At 71.6% G+C, this 12,543-nt stretch carries 12 protein-coding genes; 7 read left to right on the forward strand and 5 right to left on the reverse strand.

All coding sequences use genetic code 11. The features are described from left to right. Window positions 1–321: 321 nt before the first annotated feature. From ACZ7BZ_RS05145 to ACZ7BZ_RS05155, 3 genes are read right to left on the reverse strand one after another with little or no spacing between them, the layout of a single operon-like run. Window positions 322–1,398: a threonine aldolase family protein gene (locus tag ACZ7BZ_RS05145; RefSeq protein WP_470357532.1), complete on the reverse strand. Its 1,077-nt coding sequence runs from the start codon at window positions 1,396–1,398 to the stop codon at window positions 322–324. Continuing rightward, a complete protein-coding gene (locus ACZ7BZ_RS05150; RefSeq protein ID WP_470357177.1) occupies window positions 1,395–2,153 on the reverse strand; it encodes an SDR family NAD(P)-dependent oxidoreductase in 759 nt (252 codons plus the stop codon). The genes ACZ7BZ_RS05145 and ACZ7BZ_RS05150 overlap by 4 nt, the downstream gene beginning before the upstream one ends. After that, the gene (locus ACZ7BZ_RS05155; protein ID WP_470357178.1) at window positions 2,150–3,550 is read right to left on the reverse strand and encodes a DUF6421 family protein; all 1,401 of its coding nucleotides are present in this window, start codon (window positions 3,548–3,550) and stop codon (window positions 2,150–2,152) included. Before ACZ7BZ_RS05155 ends, ACZ7BZ_RS05150 begins: the two co-directional genes overlap by 4 nt. A gap of 589 nt (window positions 3,551–4,139) precedes the next feature. Between ACZ7BZ_RS05155 and ACZ7BZ_RS05160 the strand changes: the two genes are divergently transcribed. From ACZ7BZ_RS05160 to ACZ7BZ_RS05180, 5 genes are all read left to right on the forward strand, one after another. Beyond that, window positions 4,140–5,018, forward strand: coding sequence for an ABC transporter substrate-binding protein (locus ACZ7BZ_RS05160; RefSeq protein WP_470357179.1), 879 nt, complete (start codon window positions 4,140–4,142; stop codon window positions 5,016–5,018). A 113-nt stretch (window positions 5,019–5,131) separates the two neighbouring features. Continuing rightward, window positions 5,132–5,953 (forward strand): amino acid ABC transporter permease, encoded by an 822-nt coding sequence (locus ACZ7BZ_RS05165; RefSeq protein ID WP_470357533.1) that lies wholly within the window; start codon window positions 5,132–5,134, stop codon window positions 5,951–5,953. Beyond that, on the forward strand, window positions 5,950–6,708 hold the full coding sequence (locus ACZ7BZ_RS05170; protein WP_470357180.1) for an amino acid ABC transporter ATP-binding protein: 759 nt from the start codon (window positions 5,950–5,952) through the stop codon (window positions 6,706–6,708). Before ACZ7BZ_RS05165 ends, ACZ7BZ_RS05170 begins: the two co-directional genes overlap by 4 nt. 152 nt (window positions 6,709–6,860) lie before the next feature. Then, entirely contained in the window at window positions 6,861–7,427 is a 567-nt protein-coding gene (locus tag ACZ7BZ_RS05175; RefSeq protein WP_470357181.1) for a DUF5134 domain-containing protein, read from the forward strand. A gap of 160 nt (window positions 7,428–7,587) precedes the next feature. Continuing rightward, window positions 7,588–8,535: a M56 family metallopeptidase gene (locus tag ACZ7BZ_RS05180; RefSeq protein ID WP_380453168.1), complete on the forward strand. Its 948-nt coding sequence runs from the start codon at window positions 7,588–7,590 to the stop codon at window positions 8,533–8,535. A 40-nt stretch (window positions 8,536–8,575) separates the two neighbouring features. Here the strand turns inward: ACZ7BZ_RS05180 and ACZ7BZ_RS05185 are convergent, their stop codons facing one another. Next, the gene (locus ACZ7BZ_RS05185; RefSeq protein ID WP_470357182.1) at window positions 8,576–9,022 is read right to left on the reverse strand and encodes a MarR family winged helix-turn-helix transcriptional regulator; all 447 of its coding nucleotides are present in this window, start codon (window positions 9,020–9,022) and stop codon (window positions 8,576–8,578) included. Window positions 9,023–9,109: 87 nt separating this feature from the next. Between ACZ7BZ_RS05185 and ACZ7BZ_RS05190 the strand changes: the two genes are divergently transcribed. Both ACZ7BZ_RS05190 and ACZ7BZ_RS05195 read left to right on the forward strand, forming a co-directional pair. Further along, on the forward strand, window positions 9,110–10,624 hold the full coding sequence (locus ACZ7BZ_RS05190) for an MFS transporter (protein ID WP_470357183.1): 1,515 nt from the start codon (window positions 9,110–9,112) through the stop codon (window positions 10,622–10,624). Window positions 10,625–10,863: 239 nt separating this feature from the next. Beyond that, complete coding sequence (locus tag ACZ7BZ_RS05195) at window positions 10,864–11,469, forward strand: TetR/AcrR family transcriptional regulator (RefSeq protein WP_470357184.1); 606 nt, start codon at window positions 10,864–10,866, stop codon at window positions 11,467–11,469. Window positions 11,470–11,557: 88 nt separating this feature from the next. Here the strand turns inward: ACZ7BZ_RS05195 and ACZ7BZ_RS05200 are convergent, their stop codons facing one another. Continuing rightward, window positions 11,558–12,424: a helix-turn-helix domain-containing protein gene (locus ACZ7BZ_RS05200; protein WP_380453173.1), complete on the reverse strand. Its 867-nt coding sequence runs from the start codon at window positions 12,422–12,424 to the stop codon at window positions 11,558–11,560. Window positions 12,425–12,543: the final 119 nt, after the last annotated feature.

Raw genomic sequence — 12,543 nt, forward strand, 5'->3', positions numbered from 1 at the left:
CCAACCCCGATCAAGCGATCGAGGCCGGGGATGTCAACATATCTGGCGTTGACTTTTGGCACGCTGTTGAGTTCTCAAGGAACGGACACTTCCTTTGGACCGCCTTCCAGCGGACCCTCCGGGCGCTTCGTTCTTTCGTGTTTCCAGCTTATCAGATGTTTTCCGCTCCGTTTTCCGGAGTTTCATTCATCGGATTCGCTTTCCGCTTTGTCGCCCCGGTCTCCCGCGGCGACTCCGGAACTGTACGGGGACCGACCCGCCACATGCAAATCGCCTCCGCCCGGCGCTCCGGGCGGAGGCGATCAGCTGTCAGGGGCGCTGTCAGACGCGGCCCATCTCCTCGGCGATGGCCGCCGCGAAGGCGTCGATGTCGGCCTCCGTGGTGTCGAAGGCGCACATCCAGCGCACCTCGCCGGTGTGCTCGTTCCAGAAGTAGAAGCGGTAACGCTTCTGCAGTCGCTCGCTCACCTCACGCGGGAGGATCGCGAACACCGCGTTCGCCTGGACCGGACGGACGACCTCGATGCCGTCGATCTTCCGGACCGCCGCCTCCAGCCGGCTGGCCATCGCATTGGCGTGGCCGGCGTTGCGCAGGTAGAGGTCGCCCGAGAGCAGCGCCTCGAACTGGACGGAGACGAAGCGCATCTTCGAGGCGAGCTGCATCGAGGTCTTGCGCAGGTACTTGATGTTGCGCACCCGCTCCGGGTTGAGCACCACCACGACCTCACCGAGCAGCAGACCGTTCTTCGTACCGCCGTAGGACAGCACGTCGACGCCGGCGTCGGTGGTGAACTCCCGCATCGGCCGGCCGAGCGCCGCCGCGGCGTTGGCCAGCCGGGAGCCGTCCATGTGGACGAGCATGCCGAGCTGGTGGGCGTGCTCGGTGATCGCGCGGATCTCGTCGACCGTGTAGAGGGTGCCGAGCTCGGTGCTCTGGGTGATGGAGACCGCGAGCGGCTGGGCACGGTGCTCGTCGCCGAAGCCCCAGGCCTGCCGGTCGAGCAGCTCGGGGGTGAGCTTGCCGTCCGGGGTCGGGACGGTGTGCAGCTTGATGCCGCCCATCTTCTCCGGGGCGCCGCCCTCGTCCACGTGGATGTGGGCGGTGTCGGCGCAGACCACGGCGCCCCAGCGCGGCAGCAGTGCCTGGAGGGCGACCACGTTGGCGCCGGTGCCGTTGAAGACGGGGTAGGCCTCGGCCTTGTCGCCGAAGTGGCGACGGAAGACGTCCTGGAGGTGGGCCGTGTAGTCGTCCTCGCCGTAGGCGACCTGGTGGCCGCCGTTGGCGAGGGCGATCGCGGCGAGGACCTCGGGGTGCACGCCGGCGTAGTTGTCGCTGGCGAAGCCGCGGACGGCGGGGTCGTGCCGCCGTACCGCGTCCGTACGGGTGAGGTCGGTCATCGGGCTGTCAGCCACAGGTGCTGTCCGTTCAGTTCTGCTGCGGGGCGGTCCCAGAGGTCCGCCAGGTGTCCGGCGAGGTCGGCGGTGTCGGTGAAGCCGGCGAACTTCGCCTCCGGCTTCTCGGCCCGCATCTCGGGGCTGACCAGCGCCTTGATGACCAGGATCGCAGCCGCCGCGGTGGGCTCGCCGTCCGGGGAGGTGGTCTCCTTCTTGAAGGAGTCGGCCATGGCGAGGGTCCAGGCCTCGGTGGCGGCCTTGGCGGCCGCGTAGGCGGCGCCGCCGGCGGTCGGCTTGTGCGCCGCCGCGGCGGAGACCATCGCGTAGCGGCCGGCCGGGCTGCGGACCAGCGCGGGCTGGAAGGCCAGCGAGGTGTGCTGGAGGGTGCGCACGACGGTGTCGTGCAGGAAGTCCCAGTCGTCCAGGCGGCTGTCGAAGAAGGTCTTGCTGCCGCGCCAGCCGCCGACCAGGTGGAACAGGCCGTCGACGTGGCCGTGCTCGGCCTCCAGGTGGTCGGCCCAGTCGTGGACCTCCTGCGGGTCGAGCAGGTCGATCACCTGGCCGCTCACCTTCGCCCCGCGCACCGCGACGCGGGTGGCGTCCAGGGCGGACTCCAGGCGCTGGGGGTCGATGTCGGCCCCGATCACGGTGGCGCCGTCGGCCGCGAGGCGGCGCAGCACTGCCTGCCCGGCCGGACCGCTGGCCCCGGCGACGGCGATGACCTTGCCGGCCAGCTTGGTGGAGGGGGTGGTGGTCACGCGGCGACTCCCTGGATACCGGCGCCGGTGATGCCGGCGGTGGCGGCGATGACGCCGCGGAGCTTCTTGGACAGGGCCTCGTAGAACATGCTCAGCGGGAACTCGTCGGGGAGCACGGCGTCGCACAGCGCCTTGTTCAGGGCCTTGCCGTCGGTGATGTCGAGCGGGAGGGCCTCGGGGCCCTTCGCCCAGGTGGAGGCCGGGTGCGGGGTGAGGTAGCGGGAGACCAGCTCGTACGCGGCGAGCCAGTGGGCCGGCTTGGGCCGGTCGATGCCGTCGCGGTAGAGGGTCTCGATGTCGCCGCACAGCGCGTTGGTGACCTGCGGGGCGAGGTCCCAGTCGATGGTGAGGCGGTTGTCGCGCCAGCGCAGCGCGCCGTGCTTGTGCAGGTACGCGAAGAGCAGCTGGCCGCCGAGGCCGTCGTAGTTGCGGACGCGGTCGCCGCTGACCGGGAAGCGGAACATGCGGTCGAAGAGGATCGCGTACTGGACGTCGCGGGCGTGCGGGTTGCCCTCGGCCTCGAGCTTCACCGCCTCCTTGAAGGTGGTGAGGTCGCAGCGGAGCTCCTCCAGGCCGTACATCCAGAACGGGCTGCGCTGCTTGATCATGAAGGGGTCGAACGGCAGGTCGCCGTGGCTGTGGGTGCGGTCGTGGACGAGGTCCCACAGGACGAAGGTCTCCTGCGCGCGCTGCTGGTCCTGGAGCAGGCCCTCGGCGTCGGCCGGGATCTCCAGGCCGAGCTGCTGGACGGCGCTGGTAGAGACGGCGCGGAAGCGGGCGGCCTCGCGGTCGCAGAAGATGCCACCCCAGGTGAAACGTTCCGGCGCCTTGCGCACGGAGACCGTCTCGGGGAAGAGGACGGCGGAGTTGGTGTCGTACCCGGCCGTGAAGTCCGTGAAGGTGATCGGGACGAACATCGGGTTGTCGAAGCGGGTGCGCTCCAGCTCGTCCAGCCACTCGGGCCACACCACGCGCAGCAGGACGGCTTCCAGATTGCGGTCCGGGTTGCCGTTCTGGGTGTACATGGGGAAGAGGACCAGGTGCTCGAGGCCGTCCTCGCGCTGGTCGGCGGGCTGGAAGGCGAGCAGCGAGTCCAGGAAGTCGGGCTCGCGGTACCCGGTGTCGGCCCACTTCGCCAGGTCGACGTCGACGGCGGCCAGGTAGGCGGCGTCGTGCGGGAAGTTCGGGGCGAGCTCCGCGACGGCGGCCCGGACGGTGGCGACCAGCGGGTCGACGGTGTGCCGCTGGACCACGGACAGGTCGATCGAGCCGTCCTTGGACTGCAGCGGGCGCAGCGTCTCGACGGCCTCCTTCAGGCGCAGCCACGCCGGGTGGGTGGCGAGGGTCGAGACCGGGGCGTCGGCCGCCGCAGCGAGCCTTGGCGAAAGATTCTGCATCGTGGACTCACTTCGACAGGAGTTATTTCAACGAGGACACCATAAGTACGAAAGGTTCTCCCGTTCAAGGGGGCCTGGACCGACAAAACTCTCGTGCACCGCCGCTCCGACCCCAAAACCTGCGCCGGGCGCACGCCTTCGGGCCTGTGTCCGACATGTGGACGGTGTCCTGGATGTCCTGGACAGACGAGCCGTCCTGATGCGAACCTCCCCGCATGTTCCCGGAGGTGATCACGGTGACCGAGCGCCACGACGGCCCGTGCCGGTTGCCCGCCCGTCAGCAGGCCTGTTGTCGCCGCCGCTGCCGCGCGCACTGCTGTCGCCGCCGCTGTCGTCGCTGACCCGGCCGCGGTGGTCGGGCCGGCCGCGACCGGCCGGCTGCCGCTGATCCGGCCCGGGGCGCCGCGGACGCGGGCCCGTACGCCGACCATGCCGTGTGTGTTCCGGCGCCGCCACCGGGGGAAGTGACCCGCCGGGAAGCGGCCCGCCCGGCCCGGCCCGCGCAGCGCCCGTGCCCGCCCCGTCTCGTTCCTCCCCGCCCTGCCCGTACCGCGCTCTCCCGCCCGGTCCCTCCCCCTGGAGCCCTGCCATGAGCCTCCGCAAGCCGTCCGCCGTCCTGCCCCTCGCCGCGCTGGTGGTCGCCACCGCCGTGCTCACCGGGTGCGCGCCGCAGGACGCCAAGTCCGACGGGGCCGCCAGTACGGCCGGGGCCACGGCGGGTTGCGCGCCCGGGGCGCTGGCGACGCGGACCGCCGGAAAGCTGACCGTCGGCACCGACAAGCCGGCGTACGACCCGTGGTTCTCCGAGGACAAGCCGGAGAACGGCAAGGGCTTCGAGTCGGCGGTGGCGTACGCGGTGGCGGAGAAGCTGGGCTACCCCAAGGACAAGGTCGGCTGGGTGGTCGCGCCGTTCGGCAAGGCGACCGCGCCGGGCGCCAAGGACTTCGACTTCGACGTCAACCAGGTGTCCATCAGCGACGAGCGCAAGCAGGCGGTGGACTTCTCCTCCGGCTACTACGACGTGCGCCAGGCCGTCATCGCGCTCAAGGGCTCCAAGGCGGCGGGCGCCAGGAGCATCGCCGACCTCAAGGGCGCCAAGCTGGGCGCGCAGGTCGGCACCACCAGCCTGGACACCATCACCAACACCATCAAGCCCAGCGGCCAGCCGGCCGTGTTCGACTCCAACGACCTGGCGAAGGCCGCGTTGAAGAACGGTCAGGTCGAGGCGCTGGTGGTCGACCTGCCGACGGCCTTCTACATCACCGGGGCCGAGGTGCCGGAGGCCCAGGTGGTCGGGCAGTTCGAATCCGCCTCGAAGGGTGAGCAGTTCGGCCTGGTGCTGGACAAGGGCTCCGGGCTGACGCCGTGCGTCTCGCAGGCGGTGGACGCGCTGCGCGCGGACGGGACGCTGGCCAAGCTGGAGAAGCAGTGGCTGTCGGACGCCGTCTCCGCATCGGTGCTGAAGTGAGCGGGGGCACCGGCACGGCCGGGCCGGCCGGCACCGCGGAGGGCCCGGCGGCGCCGGGGGAACCGAAGGACCGGACGGCGGCGGACGCCGGGTACCGCCCCTCCGATCGGCGGCTGGCGCACGAGGCGTACCGACGGGCCCGCGCCCGCCGCTCGGCGCTGATCGCCACCGCCTCCACCGCGGCGACGGCCGTCGTGCTCTACCTGCTGATCGTCAACTCCCCCGGCTGGGAGGTCACTCGGCGGACCTTCTTCAACCTGGACTACGCGCGCCAGGCCCTGCCCGAGGTACTGCGGGGGCTGCGGCTGAACCTGGAGCTGATGCTCGGCTGCGGGGTGCTGATCCTGGTGTTCGGGCTGCTGCTCGCGGTGCTGCGGACGCTGCGCGGGCCGGTCTTCCTGCCGGTGCGGCTGCTGGCCACCGCGTACGTGGACTTCTTCCTCGGGCTGCCGATGATCATCTGCCTGCTGGTGATGATCACCGGGGTGCCGGCGCTGCGGCTCACCGGGGTGACCACCGATCCGCTGCTCCTCGGCGGGGCCGCGCTGGTGCTGACGTACTCGGCGTACGTGTCGGAGGTGTTCCGCTCGGGCATCGAGTCGGTGCACCCGAGCCAGCGGGCGGCGGCGCGGTCGCTGGGGCTGACCAACGCGCAGGCGATGCGGTACGTGGTGCTGCCGCAGGCGGTGCGGCGGGTGGTGCCGCCGCTGCTCAACAATCTCGTCAGCCTGCAGAAGGACACCGGGCTGGTCTCGATCGGCGGTGCGATCGACGCGGTGTACGCGGCGAAGATCATCGCGGCGCGCTCCTTCAACTTCACGCCGTACCTGGTGGCGGGGCTGGTGTTCATCGTGCTGACCGTTCCGCTGACCAGGTTCGCCGACTGGCTGACCACGCGGACGAACCGTCGGCAGTTGCAGGGAGGTGCGGTGTGAGCGGGACGGACGTGCTCCGGCTGGAGTCCGTGCGCAAGACCTTCGGCGGTCAGGTGGTGCTGCGCGACGTGGGCCTCGCCGTGCCCGAGCACTCGGTGACGGCGCTGATCGGGGCCTCCGGCTCCGGGAAGTCCACGCTGATGCGGTGCGTCAACCTGCTGGAGGGGATCGACGACGGGGCGATCTTCCTGGACGGCGAGGAGATCACCGACCCGCGTGCGGACGAGGACGCCGTGCGGCGCCGGATCGGGGTGGTGTTCCAGTCGTACAACCTGTTCCCGCACATGACGGTGCTGGAGAACGTCACGCTCGCGCCGCGCCGGGTGCACCGGGTGGGACGGGCGGAGGCCGAGGAGAAGGCGCTGGCGCTGCTGGACCGGCTCGGGCTGGCGGCCAAGGCCGGGGAGTACCCGGACCGGCTGTCCGGCGGGCAGCAGCAGCGGGTCGCCATCGTGCGGGCGCTGGCGGCCGGGCCCCGGCTGCTGCTGCTCGACGAGATCACCGCGGCGCTCGACCCGGTGCTGGTCGGGGAGGTGCTGTCGGTGGTGCGGGACCTCAAGGAGCAGGGGATGACGATGGTCCTCTCCACCCATGAGATGGGCTTCGCCCGCGAGGTCGCCGACCAGGTCTGCTTCCTGGACGGCGGGGTGGTGCTCGAACAGGGGCCGCCGGAGCAGGTGCTCGGCGATCCCCGGGAGGAGCGGACCCGGGAGTTCCTCAGTCGGGTCGTCGCCTCGGGGCGGCTCCAGGGCTGAGCCGGCGGTCGGGGGTGTGGGCCTGCCGGGGTGGACCGCACCGCGGCGGTCACCACTGTGCGCCCCTGTGCGCGCCCTGGTGGCGCCGGGGCGGAGCGGTGATCGTGGACGGGACGATCGTCGCCCGTCGTCCGCCCCCTGGGAGGCCGCCGTTGCACGGACCCACCCTGGTCAACTGGCTCCTCGCCCTTCTCACCGCCACCGCCGGCGCCTCCTGCCTGACCCGCCTGCGACACTCCCCCTGCGCCACCACGACGCCGGGCGCACGCCGCGCCCACCCCTCGCTCACCCGGGAGTCCGACGCCGCCGAAGCCCTGATGGGGCTCGGCATGGCGGCGATGGCCGTCACCGGCGCGACCGTCCCGGCCGCCGTCTGGGCCGGCCTGTTCGGCCTGCCCGCCGCCGCCTTCCTGCTCGCCGCCCTGTGCGCCCCGGCCGGCCGGGCGCACCGGTTGCACCACGCCGTCGGCGCGCTCGCCATGACGTACATGGCCCTCGCGATGACCGCCTCCCCCGGCGGCCACCACCACGCCGCCGCGCTCGGCACCCCGCTGCTGACCGGCGCCCTGCTGCTCTACTTCGGCGGCTACTCCCTCTGGGCCGGCGCCCGGCTGCTGCACACCCCCGCCGGCACCCTCGCCCTCGGCACCACCGGACTGCCCCGGGCCTGTCGGCTGACCATGGGGATCGGCATGTTCGCCATGCTCCTGGCCATGTGACGCGCCCCGCGGACGGCAGTTCGAGGACGGCCCCAAGGCCCGCACCGGCGGGTGGCGTTGGTCACTGGCCGGCCGAAAGCCGTTCCACCGGGCGTCGACAGCGCATAGGTTGGCGGGGAGCGCGTTGTCGCGTTCCGTGCGTACTCGGGGAGCCCATGCGATGACTGCCCTGATCGGCCTGCTGCTGCTCGGCCTGCTGCTGTCCACCGTGGTGCCCCGGCTGCTGGCCCGGGCCCGCTGGGTGGAGCGCGAACCGGTGCTGGCGCTGCTGGTGTGGCAGTGCATCGTGGTGGCCGTCCTGCTGTGCTGCGCCCTGGGCCTGGTGCTCGCCGCGTCCGCCGCCGAGCCCGCGCTGCGCGACTGGGTGTTCGCCGGCGCCCCGTACGGCGTGGAGGCCGCGTACGGTCTGCAGGACGCCGAGGGCTGGGGCCGGCTGTGCGCCGCCGTACTGGCCGCGGGCGCGCTGCAGACGGTGCTGGCGCTCACCCGCGAGGTCCGTACGGCCAAGGCCCTGCGCAACCGGCGCCACGCCCAACTGGCGACCCGTGCACCGGAGTTGCCTGATGCCATCGAGGCCGCCCGGAACCGCAAGGAGCGGCTGGTGGTGCTGGAGAACGTCCGCCCCGAGGCCTGGTCGCTGCCCGGCCCGAACTCCCGTCTGGTGGTCACCACCGGCGCACTCCAGCAGCTCACCGACCGGGAGTTGGCGGCCGTGCTGAGCCATGAGCGCGGGCACGTCCGGGCCCGGCACCACTGGCTCCAGCAGTTCGCCCAGGCGCTCGCCTCCGGCTTCCCCGGCATCGGCGTGTTCCGGGCCTTCCGCGACCAGGTGGCGGAGTTGGTCGAGCTGGCCGCCGACGACCGGGCCGCGCGCCGGCACGGCCGGCACACCACTGCCCTGGCGTTGGCCGAACTCAACCTGGACCGCGGGGTGTTCGGCTCCTGCCCGCCCGGTCTGGCGCAGTCCCCGAAGCGGGTGGACCGGCTGCTCGCGGGGCGCCCCCGACTGTCCGTCCCGCACCGGCTGCGGCTGACCGCCGTCGCCCTGGCGGCGCCCGCCGCGGCCGTTCTGCTGGCCGTCGCACCAGGGCTCCACTCACTGCTCTGAGAGCCCGAGAAGCAATCCCCGCCAGGGCGTTGACGCAGGGTCAGTCGAGGTCGGACTCTCCGCAGAGCGGCGCGAACCGGCCACCCAGAGTCTGCCCGAGCACCTCGCGGTGCAACGCCCGGGCCTGGTCGTACCGCTCCCGCCCGGCCGGGGTGAGGGCGATCATGATGCCCCGCCGGTCGCTCGGACACATCGCCCTGGTCACCAGTCCGCCCTTCTCCAGGCGGGCGATCAGCCGGGACAGCGCGCTCTGGCTCAGATGGACGGTGGGCCCCAGTTCGCTCGCCCGCAGGGCGGCCCGACCGTCGGCCTCGCACCCCTCCACCAGGCGTTCCAGCACCTCGAACTCGCTCATGCCCAGCCCGTGCTTCTCGCCGAGCTCGCGGTCGAGCGTACAGACGGCAACGGCGTGGCGGGCCAGCAGCTCACGCCATTCCGCGATGAGACCGGCCTCCGCCGAGGCTTCAAAGGGGTCGAGTTCAGCCACCCCGCCACCCTAGCAGGTGCAGCGTAAATTTATGCGTTCACATCTTATTCATTTGCATTGAATGCACGCGCATGTAATGTCCTCCCCATGACCACCGCGACCGTCACGCCAACCGACGCTCCGTCAACCAGCGGGCTGAACTGGACACCCCGCCTCTGGGGCACCCTGATCGTGCTCTGCGCCGCCATGTTCCTGGACGCCCTGGACGTCTCGATGGTGGGCGTCGCCCTCCCGTCCATCGGCTCCGAACTGCACCTCTCGACCTCCACCCTGCAGTGGGTGGTCTCCGGCTACGTACTCGGCTACGGCGGCCTGCTGCTGCTCGGCGGGCGGGCCGCCGACCTGCTCGGCCGCCGCCGGGTCTTCCTGGTCGCGCTGGGCGTCTTCGCCGCCGCCTCGCTGGTCGGCGGCCTGGTCGACGACGGCGGCCTGCTGATCGCCGCCCGCTTCCTCAAGGGCGTCAGCGCCGCCTTCACCGCCCCGGCCGGCCTGTCGATCATCACCACGACCTTCGCGGAGGGCCCCGCCCGCAACCGGGCGCTGTCGATCTACACCACCTGCGGCGCCAGCGGCTTCTCGCTCGGCCTGGTACTGAGCGGGTTGTTCACCTCGGTCGGCTGGCGCTGGACCTTCCTGATGCCCGTCCCGGTCGCACTGCTCGCCCTGCTCTTCGCCGTCCGCCTGCTCCCCCGCCCGGTCGAGGAGCCCGCCAAGGGCGGCTACGACGTGCTCGGCGCGATCACCGGCACCTCGACCGTGCTGCTGCTGGTGTTCACGGTGACCGAGGCCCAGGGCGCCGGGTGGCTGAGCCTGCGCACCCTCGGCTCGCTGGTGGTGGTCGCCGCACTGGCGGCGGCCTTCCTGCTGATCGAGAGCCGTGCCGCCCACCCGCTGGTCCGGCTCGGCATCTTCCGCAACGGGTCGGTGGCCCGCGCCAACGTGGTCGCCTTCGCTATGGCCGGCGCGTACGGCGGCTTCCAGTTCGTCGTCACCCTCTACCTCCAGCACCTGCTCGGCTGGTCGGCCCTCCAGATGGCCCTGGGACTGCTGCCGGCCGGCGCCTTCATCGCCCTCTCGGCGCCGTTCATGGGCCCGATCGTGGACCGCTTCGGCACCGGCCGACTGCTGCCGATCGGCCTGCTGGCCCTGGTCGGCGCCTTCGCCCTCTTCCTGCGCCTGGACGAGCGCAGCTCGTACCTGGCGCTGGTGCTGCCCTCGATGCTGCTGCTCGGCGTGGGCTTCGCGCTGGCCTTCCCCTCGGTGAACATCGCGGCCACCGACGGGGTGGCCGACGATGAGCAGGGACTGGCCTCGGGACTGGTGAACACGGCGATCCAGGTCGGCACCGCCGTGGTGCTGGCCGGCGCGACCGCGATGATCACGGCCGGGAGCGCGGGCGGCGACAGCGCCCAGGCCCAGCTGGACGGCTACCGGCCGGCGCTGGTCCTGGTCACGGCGGTCGCAGTGGTCGGACTGGTGGTGGCGACGGTGGGAGCAGTGGTGGACCGCCGCCGAAACGTCACTCCCGTTTCAGTGCCGGATTATGATTACCCGTCTGCCGGACCGTCCGTGGCCCGGGCCGAAGTCCTGACCGAGCGCTGACCCACCGGGCCCCGCCCACGGCCGACCCGACCGCCGGGCCCTGGTGCCGGCTCCACCAAACCCCCGTGTTGGTGGAGCCGGCCGTCTTTTGTACCGGTTTTGTACCGGCCGCCGGGCCGGTGCCCGTCGGGACACGGTTCCACGATGCGGCTACTGGCTTCGCAAGTATATTGGCCCGGAGTCAACGAACGTTCGGAGCAGACACGATGGCACCTCGCGGGGATTCGGTCAATGAGGAGATGCGGCAGCGCTCCCGCCGACGCATCATGCGGGCCACGGTCGAGCTGGTTGACCAGCACGGTTACGCGGGCACCACGCTGACCGACATCGCCGAACGGGCCGGACTCGCCCGCGGTTTGCTCTCCTACTACTTCGACGGCAAACGACTGCTGATGCAGGCCGCGACGCACCGGATGATGCACCAGGCACTGTCCGGCGCACTCGCCGAACTGCCGCCGGACGCCTCCCCCCGGGCCCGCCTGGCCCGCGCGATCGACGCCGTCCTCGGCCTGGCCATGGACCACCCCCGGGTGATGCGCTCGCACCTCGCCCTGATCCTCGACCCCGACACCGGCGCCTTCGTCCAGGACCCTGAGCAGCAGCAACTCGGCGCGATCCTGCAGAACCTGCTCGAGGACTGGGGTGCACCGGACCCGGTCGCCGAACACGCGCTGCTGCGCAGCGCGTTGATGGGTGGCTGCATCGGGGTGCTGCTGCCGGGCGCCGAGATCCCGTTGGCGCCGATCCGGGCCGACCTGTTCCGCCGCTACGACCTGCCCTGGGAGTTGGGCCGCCCGCCGCAGCCGCTGCCGCCGGAACGCGAACGGCCGCCGACCCGCGGTTGACGGGCGGCGGCCGAGCGGGTTCACGACCGGCGGAGCGATTCCCGGAGCGGCCCGAGGGACGATCTCCCCCGCCCCGACAGGGAGTTGCTCAGCGCTCCTTCAGGATCGAGGACAGCAGGTCTATCGTGCGCTCCGGCGTGAGGCTGTCCACGCAGAGCCGCTCCATGACCTGGATGTACGCGTCGACGTCGTCCCGCTTGTCCAGGTACAGCGCGCTGGTGAGCTGCTCCAGGTAGACCACGTCCGCGAGGTCCTGCTCCGGGAAGCGCAGGATCGAGAACGCCCCGGACTCGCCCGCGTGCGCGCCGAAGCGGAACGGCATGACCTGGATGACCACGTTGGCCTGTTCGGCGACGTCGATCAGGTACTGCACCTGACCCCGCATCACCTTGGGCCCGCCGACCGGCCGGCGCAGGGCCGCCTCGTCGATGACCGCCCACAGGCGCGGGCTGGCCCCCTCGGTCAGCAGCTTCTGGCGGCGCAGGCGGAGGCTGACCCGCCGCTCGACCTCCTCCTCGCTGATGACCGGCCGACTCTGGCCGAAAACCGCCCGTGCGTACTCCTCGGACTGCAGCAGCCCGGGGATGAACTGCACCTCGTAGGTGCGGATCAGCTGGGCGGCCTCCTCCAGTCCGACATAGGTCTGGAACCACCCCGGCAGCACGTCGTTGAAGCTGTGCCACCAGCCGGACTTGTTGGCCTCGCGGACCAGCCCGAGCAGGGCCTCCCGCTCCAGGCCGTCGTCGACGCCGTAGAGACTGAGCAGGTCGGCGACGTCGCGCTCCTTGAAGCTGACCCGGCCGAGCTCCATACGACTGATCTTGGACTCGGACGCGCGGATCGCGTAGCCCGCGTCCTCACGGGTGATGCCGCGCGCCTCACGCAGGCGACGCAGCTGCGAGCCGAGGAGGATCCGGCGGACCATCGAGCCGCCGCCCGGCTGAACTGTGGTCATGCGGTCGAAACCTCCACCTAGGGCAAACAGCGCACAGTCTGCCATCAGTTGAGCGCTCACGGTGCCGATACTGACGGATGTTCCTATCAGTTCCACACTCCGCACACCAGGATGCACGT

The organism is Kitasatospora sp. NPDC036934, assembly GCF_055608425.1.